The organism is Vibrio sp. ECSMB14106, from assembly GCF_000972265.1.
In the GTDB taxonomy this organism is placed as follows: domain Bacteria; phylum Pseudomonadota; class Gammaproteobacteria; order Enterobacterales; family Vibrionaceae; genus Vibrio; species Vibrio kanaloae.
Map to the genome: position 1 here is coordinate 45,161 of NZ_LAUM01000026.1, position 19,816 is coordinate 64,976.

Consider the following 19,816-nt stretch of genomic DNA (forward strand, 5'->3'; position numbering starts at 1 on the left):
CAGCCCTTTTTATTTGTCTGTGAGTAAGTGGCTAAGACTAAGTCAACTCAATGGATTAGCCGTGTGGCCAACTTTGTGGCATCACAAACCAGAACTGCCCAGACTTGGTTTGTCCGTGAACGAAGCGATCACCAAACTCAGTAAGAGGTTCACAGGTGAAGTCATCAGTGCCCGCTGCCCATTGCTCTTTGGTGAGAGGATAGAGTACTTCAGAGATTAAATGGGCTTGGTTTTGATAGCACCAAAAACCGTTTACTTGGCTTGAATTAATGTCGTAACCCAAACATTCAGTAGGTACTTTTTGATCTAAGAAGGGGTTGGTATATAGACGACCCTGCATGAGGAGATGTTTTGAGTCGACATCGATCTCTGGATATTGCTCAGCAAAGGCCGTTGAAGACGACATACCCAATTGGTGGATCAACATCCTATCGAGCTTCTTATCTAATTGGTCATGAGCGTTAGGACCAAACCATGTTTGTTCATGAAGTAGGTAAAACTTAATCGCCACTTCCCAATGTTGCAGTTTTTGGCTGCTCTCTTCTTCGAGAATAAAGTCGATAGCACCTAGTGTTCTACCTTCAACATTAATCTGAATCTCATCGTACTTGATCGAATAATTATCCGAAGCACCGATAACTTGTTCACATAGGTGCTGGTAGAGGAAACCTAACCTAGGGTTACCATTATATGTATGTGATGAATCGATAGTATGAGGGCCTGAGAAGCCCTTGAGATCAGAAACGGGTGGTTTGATTTCCAGTAACGGTGGCGAGTCGATAACCCATTGGTAAAAACGTTGCAGTGCTGTCATCTTTTCCTCATAAACATAGCTCTTTATAAACATAATCCTGGGGCTTTCGACATTCTACCCGTAAATTGATATAACGGCGTTATTATAAAGGTAAGCTGGAAATAAAAATGAATAACTTACAATTAGAAAAGCTACTGAACGAAAAACTTCAGCCACAGCAGATTAAAGATTACTGTCCTAATGGTCTTCAAGTAGAAGGTGCTTCTGAAGTGAAGCGAATTGTAACTGGTGTAACAGCTTCTCAAGCGCTGATTGATAAAGCGGTAGAATTGAGTGCCGATGCTTTGTTAGTTCATCATGGTTACTTTTGGAAAGGTGAGTCAGAAGCCATTCGCGGTATGAAAGGCAAGCGCATTCGCACTCTGATTAAAAATGACATTAACCTTTTTGGTTATCATTTACCTCTCGATATTCATCCTGAACTTGGCAACAACGCCAAGCTAGCTGAGCTACTCGATATTGAGATAGAAGGAGGCTTAGAAGGGCACCCACAATCGGTTGCTATGTTTGGTAAGTTGAAAGCGCCAATGACAGGTGCTGAGCTTGCAGATAAAGTCAATCAAGCTCTGAGTCGTAAACCACTGCATATCGCTCCTGAAAACCAAGACAAACTGATTACCACTGTGGGTTGGTGCACTGGTGGCGGTCAAGATTACATTGAACTTGCCGCGTCTCAAGGTATTGATGCTTTTATCTCTGGTGAAATTTCAGAGCGCACAACGTACTCAGCTCGTGAGCAAGATATTCATTACTTCGCTGCAGGTCATCACGCAACAGAGCGCTATGGTGTGAAGGCATTAGGTGAGTGGCTAGCAAACGAACATGGTATAGATGTTGAATTTATCGATATTGATAACCCAGTATAGCCACATTTAGAGGTTGTAACTCTCTGGATATTTGTACCTTCATTGAAGTGATACGAAATACTGGTATACAAAAAAGGGTTGATGTTAATACATCAACCCTTTTTGATTTCAATTGATTAGAAAAGTCGAAACCTTACTATTCGCGTTCGTGTATCGCTTGGAAATCACGCTGCTCTTGACCAGTATACAACTGACGAGGGCGGCCGATACGATTCGTCGGATCGCTGTGCATTTCGTTCCAGTGTGCAATCCAGCCGACAGTACGAGACATCGCAAAGATTACCGTAAACATAGATACTGGAATGCCAATTGCTTTCAGAATGATACCTGAGTAGAAATCTACGTTCGGGTATAGCTTCTTAGAAACAAAGTACTCATCAGAAAGAGCGATACGTTCAAGTTCCATGGCTACGTCAAGTAGTGGATCTTGAATATTTAGCTCTTTAAGTACTTCGTGACATGCTTCGCGCATTACTGTTGCACGTGGATCGTAGTTTTTGTAAACACGGTGACCAAAGCCCATCAAACGGAATGGGTCATCTTTATCTTTTGCTTTCGCAACGTATTCTTCAATTTGATCTACGCTACCGATCTCTTCAAGCATACGCAGACAAGCTTCGTTTGCACCACCGTGAGCTGGGCCCCAAAGTGATGCGATACCAGCTGCGATACACGCAAACGGATTAGCACCCGATGAACCAGCCAGACGTACAGTGGACGTTGAAGCATTCTGTTCGTGATCTGCGTGTAGGGTCAAGATCTTATCCATAGCACGAGCAACGATAGGATTCACTTCATACTCTTCACATGGATTTGCAAACATCATGTGTAAAAAGTTTTCCGCGTAACCTAGGTCGTTACGTGGGTAGATAAACGGTTGACCGATTGAATATTTATAACACATTGCGGCCAGTGTTGGCATTTTTGAAATCAAGCGGTAAGCCGCAATTTCACGGTGTGTGTCGTTGTGAATATCAAGTGAGTCGTGGTAGAACGCTGCTAGAGCGCCTACAACACCACACATTACAGCCATAGGGTGAGCGTCACGGCGGAAACCGTGGAAGAAACTAGCAATTTGCTCATGCACCATAGTGTGACGTGTTACGGTAGTCTTGAACTTTTCGTACTGAGTTCGAGATGGGGCTTCACCGTAAAGAAGTATATAACACACTTCTAAGTAATCAGCGTTATTGGCAAGTTGGTCTATTGGATAACCACGATGTAAAAGAATACCTTTTCCACCGTCAATAAAAGTGATTTGAGACTCACAGGATGCAGTGGCAAGAAAACCAGGGTCAAAAGTGAAAAAACCGTTAGAACCTAGTGTTCGAACATCGATCACAGGCGTACCGAGTACACCCTCTGTAATCGGCAGCTCGATTGGCGCTTGACCTTCAATGTGAAGGGTCGCTTTCTTATCCGCCATAACAATCTCCTTTGTTTATTATTTAATCCATCCAGGATGTTTATGTGCGGTTTTTTTACTGGTCTTACGTGAGAAAGTCAATTTTTCTGCAGCTTTGTGTGCACTTGTTAGTGTTTTTTAGATTAAATTCGTTAAAAGTCTGGTCTGTGTAGCATTATTTGTTACGTCAATTGTATTAGAATGTTGCCAGCCGTATAGTGGCGCTGAAAAGTTTGGTTAAAACCTTATAAACGAAAGGCTAAGAAGAAATGTGAGGTGGCTTTCTTAGTCTAGCGATTAACAAATATTTTACAATTATCTAAGGCTCAACTTCAGTTATTTGTTAAGTTAATGTTAAATTTTGAAGGTTTGCGATCAAATTTTGTCCATAACAATATCATAAGGTTATTTAATGACCATAATGCTCAATGGAGCTGAGTGAGCAAGCCCGTGAAAGAAAGAAAGACAAGACCTGTTAATTTAGATTTACAGACCATCCACTTTCCGATCACAGCAATAGCTTCCATCCTACACCGTGTGTCTGGGGTGATAACTTTTGTCGCGATTGGAATTTTGCTTTGGTTACTATCCATTTCCCTCTCATCCCCAGTAGGCTTTATGGAAGCTAGCGACATTGTCGATGGTTTCTTCGTGAAGTTTATTCTGTGGGGCATTTTAACCGCTTTGGCTTACCACATTGCTGGTGGTATTCGTCACCTTCTTATGGACTTAGGTCACTTTGAAGAGCTGGAGTCTGGCGCTAAGAGCGCTAAGGTTGCATTCGCAGCAACAGCGGTATTGTCTCTATTAGCGGGGATCTTAGTATGGTAAACAACGTTTCCACTTTTGGTCGTAATGGTGTTCACGATTATCTACTTATTCGTGCAACTGCCATCATTATGACTCTTTACACTATCTACCTAGTGAGCTTCTGTGCTTTCTCTGGTGATATCTCTTACGTATCTTGGACTCAATTCTTTGGTGGAACCTTCACTAAAGTATTCACCATGTTAGCGCTTACTTCTGTTTTGGTTCACGCGTGGATCGGATTATGGCAAGTACTAACTGACTACATCAAATGCGCAAAACTGCGTGTTGGTCTTCAAGTCGGTGTTGTTGCAGTTCTTCTTGGATATTTCTTCTCTGGTCTGTTTATTTTGTGGGGTGCGTAAGTGACTATTCCTGTTCGTGAGTTTGATGCCGTAGTTATCGGCGCTGGTGGTGCAGGTATGCGTGCCGCACTGCAAATTTCTGAGCAAGGCCTATCTTGTGCATTGCTTTCTAAAGTTTTCCCTACTCGTTCTCATACGGTTTCAGCACAAGGCGGCATCACTGTTGCTCTTGGTAACGCGCACGAAGACCATTGGGAACAACATATGTACGACACCGTTAAAGGTTCTGATTACATCGGTGACCAAGACGCTATCGAATACATGTGTAAAAACGGTCCTGAGTCGGTAATCGAACTTGAAAAAATGGGCCTACCTTTCTCTCGTTTCGAGAACGGTACTATTTACCAGCGTCCTTTCGGTGGACAATCTAAAAACTTTGGTGGTGAGCAAGCGGCTCGTACCGCAGCTGCAGCCGACCGTACTGGTCACGCACTGCTTCACACACTTTACCAACAAAACATTAAGCACAAAACGACGGTTTTCTCTGAGTGGTATGCACTGGATCTTGTTAAGAACGAAGATGGTGCAATCTTAGGTACAACCGCGCTTTGTATGGAAACGGGCGAAGTTTGCTACTTCAAAGCGAAGGCAACAATCCTTGCGACTGGTGGTGCTGGCCGTATCTACGCATCAACAACCAATGCACACATTAACACTGGTGACGGTGTTGGTATGGCGATTCGTGCTGGCGTTCCTATGCAAGACATCGAAATGTGGCAGTTCCACCCAACGGGTATCGCTGGCGCAGGTGTATTGGTAACAGAAGGGTGTCGTGGTGAGGGGGGTTACCTTCTCAATAAAGATGGCGAACGCTTCATGGAACGTTACGCACCAAACGCTAAAGACTTAGCGGGTCGTGATGTTGTTGCTCGTTCAATGATGGTTGAAATTCGTGAAGGTCGCGGCTGCGATGGCCCTTGGGGTCCGCACATCAAGCTTAAGCTTGATCACCTAGGTAAAGAGACACTTGAATCTCGTCTTCCTGGCGTATGTGAACTTTCTCGTACCTTTGCTCACGTTGATCCAGTGAAAGAGCCAATCCCAGTAATCCCGACATGCCACTACATGATGGGTGGTGTTCCAACACAAGTTTCTGGTCAAGCTATTAAGCAAACGGAAGACGGAAGCGATGTTGAAATCCAGGGCCTATTTGCTTGTGGTGAAATCGCATCAGTATCAGTACATGGCGCCAACCGTCTAGGTGGTAACTCACTGCTTGATTTAGTGGTATTTGGTCGTGCGACAGGTCTACACCTAGGTGAGACACTGAAGAAGCAAGACGAAGCTAAGCCTGCAACTGAAGCTGACATTGAGCGTTCACTAGAGCGTTACAACCGTTGGGAAAACAGCACAGACGGCGAAGATCCAGCGCAAATCCGTAAAGATCTTCAGCAATGTATGCAGAACAACTTCTCAGTATTCCGTGAAGGCAAAGCAATGGCTGAAGGCCTAGAAGAGCTTAAAGCAATTCGCGAGCGTCTGAATAATGCACACCTATCTGATAAGTCTACAGAGTTCAACACTCAACGTATCGAGTGTCTAGAGCTTGAAAACTTGATGGAAACGGCATTCGCAACGGCTGTTGCTGCAAACTTCCGTACAGAGAGCCGTGGTGCACACGCTCGATTCGATTTCCCTGACCGTGATGATGAGCAATGGCTATGCCACTCTCTTTACAATCCAGAGTCAGAGAGCATGACTAAGCGTGGTGTAAATATGGAACCTATCCATCGCGAAGCGTTCCCACCTAAAGCACGTACGTACTAAGGAGATATGACCATGAAACTGAATTTCTCTTTATACCGTTACAATCCAGATGTCGATCAGAAGCCTTATATGAAGGAATATACCTTAGAGGTGGATGAAGGTTCAGACATGATGCTTTTGGATGCGCTTATTCTGTTAAAAGAGCAAGATCCAACCATCTCATTCCGTCGCTCATGCCGTGAAGGTGTATGTGGTTCGGATGGTTTGAACATGAATGGTAAGAACGGTCTAGCGTGTATTACGCCGTTGTCTGCGCTTTCTGGCCAAGACAAGATTGTTATTCGTCCATTGCCTGGCTTGCCTGTTGTTCGTGACCTGATTGTTGACATGACTCAGTTCTACGATAACTACGAGAAAGTGAAACCATTCCTAGTGTCTGATGGCAATGTACCACCGGCACGCGAAAACTTACAAAGTCCTGAGGAACGTGCGCACTTAGATGGATTGTACGAATGTATCATGTGTGCATGTTGTACAACATCTTGCCCATCATTCTGGTGGAACCCTGATAAATTCATCGGGCCAGCAGGCCTGCTGGCGGCGTACCGCTGGCTAATTGATAGCCGAGATACTGCGACAGACGAACGTTTGTCCGATCTTGATGATGCATTTAGCGTTTTTCGTTGCCATGGCATAATGAATTGTGTAAGTGTTTGTCCTAAGGGATTAAATCCGACGAAAGCGATTGGTCACATCAAGACCATGTTAGTGAATCGCTCGGTTTAAGTGATATAAAAAATTGCCGCCCTAGAAGCTTTGGGGCGGCCTTTTAATAGCTCGGCATAGACCGCAGCAAACGTGAAAACTACTGGTTAAGGGAAAATATGCACAACGGCGTGATGAAGGCATGGCTCGAGTCTTCACACTTGGCTGGCGCCAATGCAACGTACGTAGAAGAACTCTACGAACTGTATCTAAGTGACCCCGACTCGGTAAGTGACGAATGGAGAAGTGTTTTCGAAGAATTGCCTGTGCAAGCTTCAGAAACGGTGGAACAACCACACTCTCGCATTCGTGAATACTTCCGTCGACTCGCTCAAGAAACAAAGCATTACAATGTCCAAGTTAGTGATCCAGATGTCGATGCGAAACAAGTAAAGGTTCTGCAACTTATCAATGCTTATCGATTCCGAGGGCATCAAGCTGCAAATTTAGACCCCCTAGGTTTATGGAAAAGAGATACAGTCGCTGAACTGGATCCCTCTTTCCACACTCTTACCCAAGATGACCTCAATGAGACGTTTAACGTCGGATCTTACGCCATTGGCCAAGAGACGATGGTACTTAAAGATCTCTACAAATCTCTAAAGCAAACTTATTGTGGTTCGATTGGTGCTGAATACATGCACATGACGAATACAGAGCAAAAACGTTGGATTCAACAACGTTTAGAGTCTGTTTCTGGTCAACCCTCCTTCGATAAAGAAGAAAAGCAAGCTTTCCTAGAAGAGCTAACCGCTGCTGAAGGTCTTGAGCGCTATCTTGGTGCTAAGTTCCCAGGTGCAAAACGCTTCTCATTGGAAGGTGGTGATGCGTTGATCCCAATGACGAAGGAACTTATTCGTCATGCTGGTGGACAAGGCATGCGTGAAGTCGTTGTTGGTATGGCTCACCGTGGTCGTCTAAATATGTTGGTCAACGTGCTAGGTAAAAAGCCACAAGACCTATTTGACGAATTTGCGGGTAAGCACGACGACACATGGGGAACCGGTGATGTGAAATACCACCAAGGTTTCTCTGCGGACTTCGCAACACCAGGCGGCAACGTTCACTTAGCATTAGCATTTAACCCATCTCACTTAGAAATCGTAAACCCGGTAGTTATCGGTTCAGTACGTGCTCGCCAAGATCGCCTAGACGATAAAGATGGCAGCCGTGTACTTCCAATTACTATCCACGGTGATTCTGCTATTGCTGGCCAAGGTGTGGTACAAGAGACGTTTAACATGTCTCAAGCTCGTGGTTTCTGTGTAGGCGGTACGGTTCGTATCGTTGTAAATAACCAAGTTGGTTTTACAACATCTAATCCTCGCGATACTCGTTCGACTATGTACTGCACTGATATTGCAAAGATGGTTCAGGCGCCTATTTTCCACGTTAATTCGGATGATCCAGAAGCGGTGGCATTTGTGTCTCGCCTTGCATTAGACTACCGAAATACGTTCAAACGTGATGTTGTTATTGATTTGGTTTGTTACCGTCGCCACGGTCACAACGAAGCCGATGAGCCGAATGCAACACAGCCCTTGATGTATCAAAAAATCAAGAAGCACCCAACACCACGCAAGCTTTATGCAGACGTGTTGATGGAGCGTGGTGAGTTTGGTATCGATACTTCTACGCAACTCGTTAACGAATATCGTGATGCTCTTGATCACGGTGAAGTCGTGGTTAAAGAGTGGCGTCCGATGGCTCTTCATTCAGTAGATTGGTCCCCTTACCTAGGGCACGACTGGAATATTGAGTGGGATAACAAAGTTGATCTCGAGCGTCTGAAAGAGCTTGGTAACAAACTTTGCCAATACCCAGACAGCCATAAGCTGCAAAGCCGAGTAAATAAACTGTACAACGATCGAATTGCTATGGTGAATGGTGAGAAGCAAGTCGATTGGGGTATGGCTGAAACTTTAGCTTACGCAACACTGGTCGACGACGGGAAGCGTATTCGTATTTCTGGCCAAGATTCTGGTCGTGGTACTTTCTTCCACCGTCACTCAGTACTGCACAACCAATCTGATGCTAGCACTTATGTTCCTCTTGAGAACATTCATGATAAACAAGGGCCATTCCAAGTGTTTGACTCCGTGTTATCTGAAGAAGCTGTACTGGCGTTTGAGTATGGTTACGCGACAGCAGAGCCCGGTGGTCTAACGCTTTGGGAAGCACAATTCGGTGACTTCGCAAACGGTGCACAAGTGGTTATCGACCAATTTATCTCGTCAGGTGAGCAAAAGTGGGCACGTTTATGTGGTCTAACAATGCTACTTCCTCACGGTTATGAAGGCCAAGGCCCTGAGCACTCTTCTGCTCGTCTTGAGCGTTACCTTCAATTATGTGCTGAACAAAACATGCAGGTTGTTGTACCTTCAACACCGGCTCAGGTTTACCACATGATCCGTCGTCAGGTTGTTCGTCCAATGCGTCGTCCTCTGATTGTAATGTCACCAAAATCATTGCTTCGTCATCCTCTGTGTACTTCTTCTATGGAAGACCTAGCAGAAGGCACGTTCCAACCAGCTATCGCAGAAATCGATGATCTGGTTCCTGAGAACGTAAAACGCGTCGTGTTCTGTTCAGGTAAGGTTTACTTTGACCTGCTTGACCAAAGACGTAAGAACGAGCAAGACGATGTCGCTATTGTACGTATTGAGCAACTTTACCCGTTCCCTTATGAGGATGTGAGAGCTGCTATCGCACAGTACACAAATGTAGTCGATTACGTTTGGTGTCAAGAAGAGCCACAAAACCAAGGTGCTTGGTACAGTAGCCAACATAATTTCCGAGCTGCTATCCCAGTAGGTGCTGATATTCAATACGCAGGTCGTCCTGCATCAGCATCACCAGCTGTTGGCTATATGTCGGTACACTTGAAACAACAAAAAGCGTTAGTTGACGACGCTTTGACCCTACTTAAGAACTAGAAGTAAAAGGAAAATACGCACATGACAATTGAAATTCTGGTTCCAGATTTACCTGAATCTGTGGCTGATGCAACAGTTGCTACTTGGCACAAAAAACCGGGCGAAGCGGTTGCACGTGATGAAGTCATTGTAGATATCGAAACAGATAAAGTAGTTCTAGAAGTACCAGCTCCTGAAGCGGGTGTTCTGGAAGCTATCATCGAAGAAGAGGGTGCTACGGTACTTTCGAAGCAGCTTCTGGCTAAAATCAAGCCGGGTGCTGTCGCTGGTGAACCAACGAAAGACACCACTGAAGATACAGAAGCATCTCCTGATAAGCGCCATAAAGCTGCGCTAACAGAAGAGAACAACGACGCACTAAGCCCAGCTGTTCGTCGCCTGCTTGCTGAGCACAACCTACAACCAGCTGACGTTAAAGGCACTGGTGTGGGTGGTCGTATTACTCGTGAAGACATCGACGCACACCTAGCAGCAGCGAAAGCGGCTCCTGCAGCAGCATCTGCACCAGCAGTTGAAGCGCCAGCAGCGGCTCGCAGCCAAAAACGCGTGCCAATGACTCGCCTACGTAAGACAGTTGCAAACCGTCTTCTAGAAGCGAAAAACAGCACAGCAATGCTGACGACTTTCAACGAAGTGAACATGAAGCCAATCATGGACCTTCGTAAGCAGTACAAAGACCAATTCGAGAAGCGTCACGATACGCGTCTTGGTTTCATGTCTTTCTACGTGAAAGCAGTAACAGAAGCACTGAAGCGTTTCCCAGAAGTGAACGCTTCTATCGATGGTACCGATATCGTTTACCACAACTACTTCGACATCAGCATGGCGGTATCTACGCCACGTGGTCTAGTGACTCCAGTACTGAAAGACTGTGACACACTAGGTTTCGCTGATATCGAAAAAGGCATCAAAGAGCTAGCGATCAAAGGCCGTGACGGCAAGCTAACTGTTGATGAACTGATGGGCGGTAACTTCACTATCACAAACGGTGGTGTCTTTGGTTCTCTAATGTCTACGCCAATCATCAACCCGCCTCAAGCGGCAATTTTGGGTATGCACAAAATCCAAGACCGTCCAATGGCTGTTGATGGCAAGGTAGAGATTCTACCAATGATGTACCTAGCGCTTTCTTACGACCACCGTCTAATTGATGGTCGTGAATCAGTTGGCTTCCTAGTGACCATCAAAGAGCTACTAGAAGATCCTGCACGTCTGCTATTAGACGTTTAGTATCGCTAAAACGTCTAGTTAACCCCGTTAGCTAGACGTAAAAAGTTTCAAAGGCTAGGCTGCTCAACGTCTGGCCTTCAATTGAACTGTAAAGCCATTAGAAAATGGACAGCAGTTGATTTGAGAAGACCCTACAGACGTAACACAGGAAACTGTGTCGTTATGGAAATAATAATCCCTTAAGGGAAAATAAACGGAATATCAAAATGAATTTGCATGAATACCAAGCCAAACAGCTGTTTGCAGAATTCGGTTTGCCTGTACCAGAAGGTTTCGCATGTGATACTGCACAAGAAGCTTTCGAAGCTGCAGGTCGTATCAGTACAGCCAAGAAAGTCGTTAAGTGTCAAGTACACGCTGGTGGCCGCGGTAAAGCAGGCGGCGTAGAGCTACATGACACGAAAGAAGGCGTTAAAGAGTTTGCACAAAAGTGGCTAGGTAAAAACCTAGTGACTTACCAAACAGACGCTAATGGTCAGCCTGTAACAAAGATCCTAGTTGAAGAAGCATCAAACATTGCTAACGAACTTTACCTAGGTGCTGTTGTTGACCGTGCAACGCGCAAAATTGTATTCATGGCGTCAACTGAAGGCGGTGTGGACATTGAGAAAATCGCTGAAGAAACTCCAGAGTTGATTCACCAATCAGCGATCGATCCTCTAGTGGGCCCTCAAGCTTACCAAGGCCGTGAACTGGCGTTCAAACTTGGTCTAGTTGGCGATCAAATCAAACAGTTCGTTAAGATCTTCATGGGTCTTGGCCAAATGTTCTCTCAGTACGACCTAGCCCTACTAGAAATCAACCCGCTTGTAATTACTGGCGAAGGCAACCTGCTTTGTCTTGACGGCAAGATCAACATTGACTCAAACGCAATGTACCGTCAGCCAAAACTGCGTGAAATGCACGATCCATCTCAAGAAGATGAGCGCGAAGCACACGCAGCACAGTGGGAACTGAACTACGTAGCACTAGATGGCAACGTTGGCTGTATGGTTAACGGTGCAGGCCTTGCGATGGGTACGATGGATATCGTAAACCTACACGGCGGCAAGCCAGCAAATTTCCTTGATGTAGGCGGCGGCGCGACAAAAGAACGTGTAGCTGAAGCATTCAAGATCATCCTTTCTGATGACAATGTTAAAGCAGTACTCGTAAACATTTTCGGTGGCATCGTTCGTTGTGACATGATCGCTGAAGGTATTATCGGTGCAGTTAAAGAAGTAGGCGTAACAGTTCCTGTCGTTGTTCGTCTAGAAGGTACAAACGCAGACCTAGGTCGCGAAGTACTTGCTAATTCTGATGTTGATATCATTGCAGCTGAATCTCTAACAGATGCTGCTCAGAAAGTTGTTGCTGCTGCGGAGGCTAAATAATGTCTGTATTAATTAACAAAGACACTAAAGTAATCTGTCAGGGTTTCACTGGCGGTCAAGGTACATTCCACTCAGATCAAGCTATCGCATACGGTACGCAAATGGTTGGTGGTGTTTCACCTGGTAAAGGTGGTCAAACTCACCTAGGCCTTCCAGTATTCAACACAGTACGTGAAGCAGTAGAAGTAACTGGCGCAACTGCAACAGTTATTTACGTACCAGCTCCTTTCTGTAAAGATGCAATCCTAGAAGCGATTGATGCAGGTATCGAACTGATCGTAACGATCACTGAAGGTATCCCTACAACAGATATGATCGACGTTAAAGTGAAGCTAGAAGAAACTGGCGTTCGCATGATCGGTCCTAACTGTCCAGGTCTTATCACTCCAGACGAGTGTAAGATTGGTATCATGCCTGGCCATATCCACAAGAAGGGTAAAGTAGGCATCGTATCTCGCAGCGGTACTCTGACGTACGAAGCAGTTAAGCAAACAACAGATGAAGGCTTTGGTCAGTCTACGTGTGTTGGTATTGGTGGTGACCCTATCCCAGGTTCTAACTTCATTGATATCTTAAAGCTTTTCCAAGAAGACCCTGAAACTGAAGCAATCGTAATGATTGGTGAGATCGGCGGTACTGCGGAAGAAGAAGCGGCTGAGTTCATCAAAGCGAATGTAACTAAGCCAGTTGTTTCTTACATCGCTGGTGTTACTGCTCCTCCGGGTAAACGTATGGGCCATGCAGGCGCAATCATCTCTGGCGGTAAAGGTACTGCTGAAGATAAATTCGCAGCACTAGAAGCAGCAGGCGTTAAGACAGTTAAGTCTCTTGCTGACATCGGTAAAGGCCTACGTGAAATCACAGGTTGGTAATCAGCTGGCTTTTATCGATTGAGATAGAAGTTAATTGAATGATATTAAAAAGGCTTGGTCACTGACCAAGCCTTTTTCTTTTGTAAGCGGTTCTTTTGTAAATAATTGCCGCATCAACTGTTGTGTTGTTAAAAGCCAGAATGAATCCCGGCTATTCACTTTAGGCGCGGGTTCTGTACATTTGAGACAGCATAAACATTGCCGCCGCACTGATAACCACAGAAGGGCCAGCTGGTGTGTCATAGAACCAAGACAAGCTTAATCCACCGAACACAGCGATAGAGCCAATAATCGATGCGAGAAATGCCATTTGCTCGGGTGTATTGGCGAACTTTCTTGCCGTTGCTGCTGGAATGATAAGCAATGATGTCATGATTAATGCACCAACAAACTTCATACCTACCGCAATTACGATCCCAACCAATAGCATCAAGATAAGACGCATTAAATCAATGTTGGTGCCGTCAACCGCTGCGAGGTCTTCATTAACCGTCGTTGATAATAGTGGTCGCCAAAAGATAGCTAGTACCAGTCCTATCACAGCTGCACCTGCATAGATGAACACTAAATCAGTCGGGGATACCGCCAGCAAGTCACCAAATAGGTAACTCATTAGATCGACACGAACATTGTCCAAGAAGCTGACTGCTACAAGACCTAATGAGAGTGCACTGTGCGCCAAAATACCGAGTAGGGTATCGGTCGCGACTAGCTTTTGCTGTTGTAACGTAACCAGTAACACCGCCAGCATCAAACAGCAAATCAGCAGCGCTAAGTACAAATTAATATTGAATAAGAAGCCAAGCGCTAAGCCCATCAAAGAGGCGTGAGCAAGGGTATCTCCAAAGTAAGCCATCTTTCGCCAAACCACAAAAGAACCTAGTGGCCCCGCGATTAGAGCAATGCCCAAGCCAGCTAAAATAGAGGGAAGAAGAAACTCAAGCATTAGTGGTGTCCGTGTTTATGGTTTGAACATTCATGTACGTCGCCTTCGACAGGCTGCCCAGCGAGATCATGATGGTGATGGTCATGTTGGTGATGATAAAACGCTAGCGTCTCTTGGGTCGCGGTGCCGAAGAGTGCGATATACGATGGGTGGTGTCTGATGTCTGCTGGTGCACCTGAACAACAGATATGGTGGTGCAAACAGATTACATCGTCTGTTTTTGCCATCACTAAATGCAGATCGTGCGAAACCATAAATACCGCACAACCAAAGCGGTGACGGATGGTGTCAATCAGGTCATACAGGTCGATTTGTCCTTGTACATCAACGCCTTGGGCAGGCTCATCAAGAACCAGTAGGTCTGGTCTTCTTAGTAATGAACGAGCAATTAGCACACGTTGGTTTTCACCGCCAGACAATTGATGCATGTTGCTTTTTTGTAGGTGTTCAGCACCAACAAGTTTTAAAGCTTCAAGGATCTCTTGCTGACTGAACTTGCCAGTGAGCTTTAGAAAACGCTCTACGTTGAGCGGTAGTGAATCATTGAGCTTTAATTTTTGTGGTACATAGCCAATTTTCAGTTTTTTAGCTTTTGTTATTGTGCCTGAAAATTTGGTCTGTAAACCCAGTACCACTTTTACTAATGTCGACTTTCCTGCACCGTTTGGCCCAATTAGGGTGGTGATTCTACCACGCTCTAAATTTAGAGATATGTTGTCTAGAACTTTTCGACCGTCAAACTCGACGCTCACAGAATCTAGTTGGATTAAGTTATCCATGAATAGAACTCATTTGCAATTCACTAATGTTATAATGTAACATTTACCTCAAGCCTAAGCTACTTTTCTATTATCGAGGAATTATGTCACGTCCATCTTTTATACTTGCTACGTTGCTTTTAACGCCAAGTGTTGCAAGTGCCAGTACTATTCTAACAAGCTTTAAGCCAATTCAAATGCTTGTGACAGAATTAACACAAGGCGTTAATCAACCGGATGTGCTAATGAACAGCAATGCTTCACCGCACGACTATGCGCTTAAGCCATCGGATGTGAAAAAAGTTCACAGTGCCGATATGGTCGTTTGGTTTGGTCCTGACCTCGAAGCCTTCTTGACTAAAGTGATTGGTTCAAAAGAGGACGTCATCCAGATCAGTGAGATACCAGGCATTAACTTGAGAGAGTTCGGACGTGAAGAGCATGATCACGATGCTCATGAAGGACATAATCACGGCAGCCATGACCCGCATTTTTGGTTGGGTATCGATCAAGTTGAAGTAGCAGCAAAATACATCTCAGCTAAGCTGATTGAAACTGACCCTGACAACGCAATGGCGTACCAAGAGAACCTAGACTCATTCTTGATTGCATTGAAAGGGAAGCAACAGTCTATTCGTGAGCAACTTGCACCAGTCAAAGACAAAGGTTATTACGTGTTCCATGATGCGTATGGCTATTTTGAGCAAGAGTTTGAGCTGAATAATTTAGGTCACTTCACGGTAAGCCCTGAACGTAAACCGGGTGCAAAAAGCCTGATCGCTATTAAGAAAACTCTGGTGCGTGAAAATGTTCAGTGTGTGTTCTCTGAGCCTCAATTTACCCCTGCTGTGATTGAATCGGTGACTCGAGGTAGCCAAACAAAACAAGGACAACTTGACCCGGTAGGTTCTGATGTTGAAGTTAAAAAAGGCAGTTATTTCGAATTTCTTCAGCAACTTACAGATAGTTATACAAGTTGTTTAGCAAAATAGTCTTTTATGATGAGTGTTTAATACTCTATTTACTTTCGATTATTGATTAATCATGCCGCATTTTGCGGCATTTTCGTGACCGCTAAGATAAAACCTTTCAACAAATAGCAAACCTCCTTTCTCCTTTGTTAATTTCAGCTAAAATAGAAAGATAATAATAAGCACAAAAAAACTCAGTTTTTGGTTAAGCAACGATAAGCGTTGTGGGCACACAAACTTTCATGTGTTTTTTCTGTTCAGGATTTAAAGTTGTATCGAATTATCTTCAAAATGTTCATATTAATGAGCATTTCATTTAGCGTTCTTGCGGTAAATACATCATCCTCTGTTTTCTACCCTTTGCCCGTTCAAGCGCAAGGGAACTTTCTTGCGGCTAAAAAGCTATACTTGGGTGCCGGAGGTGGGCTCTGGCTTCATGATGTACATGGAAAAATACTTTTTTATGATGGTCGAACCCTGTTCCCTAGAAAGGGTAGCCTTTTGCAATTCTCCTCAGAAAGGGTCGCGTTTCTTAATGATGAATTTTGGACTTTTTTCGATAATGAGGTGTATCGACATAGCCCAGGTATTGGCAATGAGCTCGTATTTAGTCTCAGCCCTGGTTCTGAGATCGCGAATATCGGATCATCTGGTGATTTTATATGGGTGACAGATGGCAGTAATTTTTATACTTACAACACTCAGTCTTTAGAATTTGATACCTATTCACTGCTCAAGTTATATCGATATAACAACAGTAGTGACATTGTAATTAATGACGCTGAAAAGGTGCTGTCAAAGTGGGTGTTAGCGACAAACGCAGGTGTTTACCTTTCAGAGGACCAAGAATTTACTCATGTCAAAGCATCAGAGAAGAACCATATTGAGACGGTTTATTTCTCGAAGGCAAGACGAGAGCTAGTGATTGGCACATTAAATGGTGCAGTGATTGTCGATCTCACTAATTCAAATAAAGAGACTTGGGTTCGTGGGTCGCACGTCCTCTCTTTTGCTGAAACGCCTGACCAATATTGGATAGGCACGGAACATGGACTTATTAGCTATAATTTTATTACGGGTAAAATTACACGATTTGCACAATCGGCCAATCAAGGTTTTTCATTACCAGGCGAGAAAATATATTCGCTGGTAAACGACCACGCAGGTGGAATGTGGATCGCGACGAATAATGGGATTCGGTACTTCTCATTATTCAGCAAGACGTTCTCTAGAATGCCATTAGATGGGATGGACATGCACTCTAGTAATGTCGTGATAAATAAGGTAGTGCCAGCTAATGACCGTAGGTCTTGGATTGCTTCTTCAATGGGGCTGTATTTAGTCAACTCTGATAGCGATGAACGTCCGATACGTGTTTATCCCAAACCAGTCCAAGATATTGAGTTGTTTTCTTCCTCTATTTGGCTTGCGACCGAAGAGGGAATAATTAGCTTTGATACTAATACCTTAAAGCCTATACCTCTAGATTTACCAAGAGCCATAGTGGGCGTACACATCGAAAACTTTGCACTTCAGGCAAACCAAGTTCTTTGGATGAGTTCTGGGCAAAACCTTTATTCTTTATCTATTGAGGCAATGGAACTGACATCTTATGGAGCAGATTGGTTAGTTGATAAGTTTTTGCCGGCGAAAATAACGGCTCTCGATATAGGCTTAAAAGACAGTATTTATATCGGCACGGATCACGGTTTTTATTCATTTGTTGATAAAAGAATCAGTTTTAGCCGTTCGAGTGAACGGTTTGGCAAAGTGCTTGATATCGAGAAAGCCAAAGATGGGTCGCAGTGGTTTGCTAGTAGTTACGGCGTATACCGAATTCCTTATAATACCAACGTCATAGAAGAGGTGGCTCTCATTGAAGATAACATTAGCCCTAATTGCTTGATTAGTGACGATGATGGTATTTGGTTAGGGTCCTCAAAAGGTATTAGCTACTATGGACTCGATGGGCAATTGTATAAACACATCGGTTCTCCATTTGGTTTAATTAATAATGAGTTGTCTGTTGGCGCTTGCACGGTGTTTTATAGTGAAGAAAGTCAATCATCCAGAGTGGTCTTAGGCTCTAAGTATGGTGTAGTGAGTGCATTGTCTAATGAGCTATTGGTATCAACAACTCCTCATAGCCGAGCATTGCTTAGTAAGATAAGTGTCAATCAACAAACCGTATCACTTGGCGGAAAAACGGTTGATTTAGAGGAAATGCCTTACGGTTCATCCATTAGTTTTAAGCTTGGTATTTTACCTGCATCATTCGCAACCGCTATGGAATATCGACTTAACGATGATGAACCTTGGAGCGAATTTGAGGGGGGACTATTAACATTGGATCATTTACTTCCTGGTGATTACACACTTGAAGTTAAACCAGTGCAGGACTCTCACTATCGATTTGTGTCTACTACCCAAAGCTTTTCAATTGCAGAGCCTTGGTACTTGAGTAGCTGGGCTGTAGCGAGCTCTTTTATTATATTAATCGGCTTGGTTACTGTTCTCGTTTTTTGGCGCTCGCGCTATGTCACTTTTGCCAACAGACACCTAAAAGCGCAAGTCGCATTAAAAACGGACCAAATGAGGCACCAAAGTCGCATCTTGTTGACAACCAATCAACAACTTAAAAAACAGCTGTTGGTTAAAAATGTTTTGGTATCTCATACAGCGAAAGAGCTTTCCGATGAAGTCAGCCATGTTGCTGCGCTGCTTCCTAGTTGGAATGATGACCTAGGTCGGTCACCAATCCTGGCATTGAAAAACGGGCTTGCTCAACTTAGTAATAGCCAAGAAGAATCGGGGACAGTTTGTTGCGATGTGATCTTAGTTTTGGAAGCTGTGCTTAAAGCGTGGAAAAGTGAGTTGGCAAAAACAGGTATTGAACTCGATATTAAAGTTGAAACTAAGTACAGGCATGTGTCGTTGCTGTATTTCAATCTGGATATCATTTTTAACAGCCTAGTGGCGAGCATCATTAAGAGAAATTTTAAATCGCAGAGCATGTTGGTCTTAGTAGAAGAGGTTGAAGAGCATTTAGTCGTTACCATTCGCGATCATGGCATGCCTTTCCCCAAATTAGCTTCATCGATAAATGAGAGCAATGGAAAGTCAGCAGATATTAATATCGATAAATTACCGTTATTGATGAATCAAAGCGGTGGTCAACTTAACGTTTTTGTCTCTGACTCTCAGAATAAAATTCAGCTTTCGTGGCCTATCGAGTTTCAAGTGTTAGACAGGCTCGAAGCAAGTACGATTGAGAGAATTGAAACCATCAAACTTGCAACCTCAACGCCTGAGCTACAGAAACTTAGCGCAGAACAAGAGTGGCAAAATAAAGTGTCTCATCTTGTTAGTGAACACTATGCCGATGCGGAGTTTGGCACTGCAACTGCTGCTAAATACCTGTTTATGTCTGAGAGAAGCTTACAACGGCGCTTCAAATCTGCCTATGATAAAACATTTAAAGAACACCTTAACGAGGTTCGTCTGGAGCATGCGTGTGAAAGGTTATTGGCCGGAGAAAAGGTATCAGACGTCGCTTTTGATTCAGGCTTCAATGACCCTTCCTATTTCAGCCAGCGGTTTAAGCACCATTTTGGTATGTCTCCGTCTAAGTTTGCGGAAAATAACGAAGATTGATCAGGTGCGGCGCAAAAATGGATAAATATACAGGAGCCTCGACATTAGTGTTGGGGCTTTTTTATGAGATACGGGGCTAGAAGTATTAAATGTTTTTGTGGATAGAGAGATTGGAAACGAAAAAAAATATCGTGGTATAGCCGGGGGACTATACCACGGGTGCCAAGGGCACCTTCGCTTGCTGCCGGAGTGATATGGAAAACCACATCACCTCTGGAATAAAATTAAAGAGAAGGAGTTTCTCTTCGATGGAGTAACTATACGGTTTGCTACTTATTTTACTTATAAAATTAACGCCAGATATCTGTGATAAATGCGACAACATTGTAACTTGTTGATATCTATGT

The 19,816-nt window shown here is 44.1% G+C and carries 15 protein-coding genes; 11 read left to right on the forward strand and 4 right to left on the reverse strand.

What is annotated here, in order from left to right:
• Positions 1-55: 55 nt before the first annotated feature.
• On the reverse strand, positions 56-814 hold the full coding sequence (locus WR49_RS16255; protein ID WP_046224703.1) for a DUF1853 family protein: 759 nt from the start codon (positions 812-814) through the stop codon (positions 56-58).
• 107 nt (positions 815-921) lie between these two features.
• Between WR49_RS16255 and WR49_RS16260 the strand changes: the two genes are divergently transcribed.
• Positions 922-1,680, forward strand: a complete 759-nt coding sequence (locus tag WR49_RS16260; protein WP_017056403.1) for a Nif3-like dinuclear metal center hexameric protein — start codon at positions 922-924, stop codon at positions 1,678-1,680.
• 136 nt (positions 1,681-1,816) lie between these two features.
• On the opposite strand, the gene WR49_RS16265 is transcribed toward WR49_RS16260, so the two are convergent.
• Positions 1,817-3,106, reverse strand: coding sequence for a citrate synthase (locus tag WR49_RS16265; RefSeq protein WP_017056404.1), 1,290 nt, complete (start codon positions 3,104-3,106; stop codon positions 1,817-1,819).
• A gap of 417 nt (positions 3,107-3,523) precedes the next feature.
• Here WR49_RS16265 and sdhC point away from each other — a divergent pair, with 417 nt between their 5' ends.
• The 8 genes from sdhC to sucD all read left to right on the forward strand — a co-directional run bounded on the left by sdhC (position 3,524) and on the right by sucD (position 13,140).
• Positions 3,524-3,916: a succinate dehydrogenase cytochrome b556 subunit gene (gene sdhC, locus WR49_RS16270; RefSeq protein WP_019820486.1), complete on the forward strand. Its 393-nt coding sequence runs from the start codon at positions 3,524-3,526 to the stop codon at positions 3,914-3,916.
• Positions 3,910-4,257 carry a succinate dehydrogenase, hydrophobic membrane anchor protein gene (sdhD, locus tag WR49_RS16275; protein WP_017056406.1) on the forward strand — a complete coding sequence of 116 codons (348 nt, stop codon included), beginning with the start codon at positions 3,910-3,912 and terminating at the stop codon, positions 4,255-4,257. The genes sdhC and sdhD overlap by 7 nt, the downstream gene beginning before the upstream one ends.
• Positions 4,258-6,024, forward strand: a complete 1,767-nt coding sequence (gene sdhA, locus WR49_RS16280; protein WP_017056407.1) for a succinate dehydrogenase flavoprotein subunit — start codon at positions 4,258-4,260, stop codon at positions 6,022-6,024. It begins immediately after the preceding gene.
• Between the two features lie 12 nt (positions 6,025-6,036).
• Positions 6,037-6,750: a succinate dehydrogenase iron-sulfur subunit gene (locus WR49_RS16285; protein WP_017056408.1), complete on the forward strand. Its 714-nt coding sequence runs from the start codon at positions 6,037-6,039 to the stop codon at positions 6,748-6,750.
• 98 nt (positions 6,751-6,848) lie between these two features.
• Positions 6,849-9,665, forward strand: a complete 2,817-nt coding sequence (sucA, locus tag WR49_RS16290) for a 2-oxoglutarate dehydrogenase E1 component (protein ID WP_017056409.1) — start codon at positions 6,849-6,851, stop codon at positions 9,663-9,665.
• A 21-nt stretch (positions 9,666-9,686) separates the two neighbouring features.
• The gene (odhB, locus tag WR49_RS16295) at positions 9,687-10,895 is read left to right on the forward strand and encodes a 2-oxoglutarate dehydrogenase complex dihydrolipoyllysine-residue succinyltransferase (protein WP_017056410.1); all 1,209 of its coding nucleotides are present in this window, start codon (positions 9,687-9,689) and stop codon (positions 10,893-10,895) included.
• Positions 10,896-11,101: 206 nt separating this feature from the next.
• On the forward strand, positions 11,102-12,268 hold the full coding sequence (sucC, locus tag WR49_RS16300) for an ADP-forming succinate--CoA ligase subunit beta (RefSeq protein ID WP_010436793.1): 1,167 nt from the start codon (positions 11,102-11,104) through the stop codon (positions 12,266-12,268).
• Positions 12,268-13,140: a succinate--CoA ligase subunit alpha gene (gene sucD, locus WR49_RS16305; RefSeq protein WP_004734209.1), complete on the forward strand. Its 873-nt coding sequence runs from the start codon at positions 12,268-12,270 to the stop codon at positions 13,138-13,140. The genes sucC and sucD overlap by 1 nt, the downstream gene beginning before the upstream one ends.
• Before the next feature lie 160 nt (positions 13,141-13,300).
• Here the strand turns inward: sucD and znuB are convergent, their stop codons facing one another.
• A complete protein-coding gene (gene znuB, locus WR49_RS16310) occupies positions 13,301-14,086 on the reverse strand; it encodes a zinc ABC transporter permease subunit ZnuB (protein WP_046224704.1) in 786 nt (261 codons plus the stop codon).
• Positions 14,086-14,865 (reverse strand): zinc ABC transporter ATP-binding protein ZnuC, encoded by a 780-nt coding sequence (znuC, locus tag WR49_RS16315; RefSeq protein ID WP_046224705.1) that lies wholly within the window; start codon positions 14,863-14,865, stop codon positions 14,086-14,088. Before znuC ends, znuB begins: the two co-directional genes overlap by 1 nt.
• Before the next feature lie 83 nt (positions 14,866-14,948).
• Here znuC and znuA point away from each other — a divergent pair, with 83 nt between their 5' ends.
• Both znuA and WR49_RS16325 read left to right on the forward strand, forming a co-directional pair.
• A complete protein-coding gene (gene znuA / locus WR49_RS16320; protein ID WP_017056413.1) occupies positions 14,949-15,836 on the forward strand; it encodes a zinc ABC transporter substrate-binding protein ZnuA in 888 nt (295 codons plus the stop codon).
• Positions 15,837-16,118: 282 nt separating this feature from the next.
• On the forward strand, positions 16,119-19,469 hold the full coding sequence (locus WR49_RS16325) for an AraC family transcriptional regulator (RefSeq protein WP_046224706.1): 3,351 nt from the start codon (positions 16,119-16,121) through the stop codon (positions 19,467-19,469).
• Positions 19,470-19,816 lie beyond the last annotated feature (347 nt).

Coding starts and splice junctions, on each gene's coding strand:
- WR49_RS16255 (WP_046224703.1), bottom strand. CDS start 814: ATGACAGCACTGCAACGTTTTTACCAATGGGTTATCGACTCGCCACCG.
- WR49_RS16260 (WP_017056403.1), top strand. CDS start 922: ATGAATAACTTACAATTAGAAAAGCTACTGAACGAAAAACTTCAGCCA.
- WR49_RS16265 (WP_017056404.1), bottom strand. CDS start 3,106: ATGGCGGATAAGAAAGCGACCCTTCACATTGAAGGTCAAGCGCCAATC.
- sdhD (WP_017056406.1), top strand. CDS start 3,910: ATGGTAAACAACGTTTCCACTTTTGGTCGTAATGGTGTTCACGATTAT.
- WR49_RS16285 (WP_017056408.1), top strand. CDS start 6,037: ATGAAACTGAATTTCTCTTTATACCGTTACAATCCAGATGTCGATCAG.
- sucA (WP_017056409.1), top strand. CDS start 6,849: ATGCACAACGGCGTGATGAAGGCATGGCTCGAGTCTTCACACTTGGCT.
- odhB (WP_017056410.1), top strand. CDS start 9,687: ATGACAATTGAAATTCTGGTTCCAGATTTACCTGAATCTGTGGCTGAT.
- sucC (WP_010436793.1), top strand. CDS start 11,102: ATGAATTTGCATGAATACCAAGCCAAACAGCTGTTTGCAGAATTCGGT.
- sucD (WP_004734209.1), top strand. CDS start 12,268: ATGTCTGTATTAATTAACAAAGACACTAAAGTAATCTGTCAGGGTTTC.
- znuB (WP_046224704.1), bottom strand. CDS start 14,086: ATGCTTGAGTTTCTTCTTCCCTCTATTTTAGCTGGCTTGGGCATTGCT.
- znuC (WP_046224705.1), bottom strand. CDS start 14,865: ATGGATAACTTAATCCAACTAGATTCTGTGAGCGTCGAGTTTGACGGT.
- znuA (WP_017056413.1), top strand. CDS start 14,949: ATGTCACGTCCATCTTTTATACTTGCTACGTTGCTTTTAACGCCAAGT.
- WR49_RS16325 (WP_046224706.1), top strand. CDS start 16,119: ATGAGCATTTCATTTAGCGTTCTTGCGGTAAATACATCATCCTCTGTT.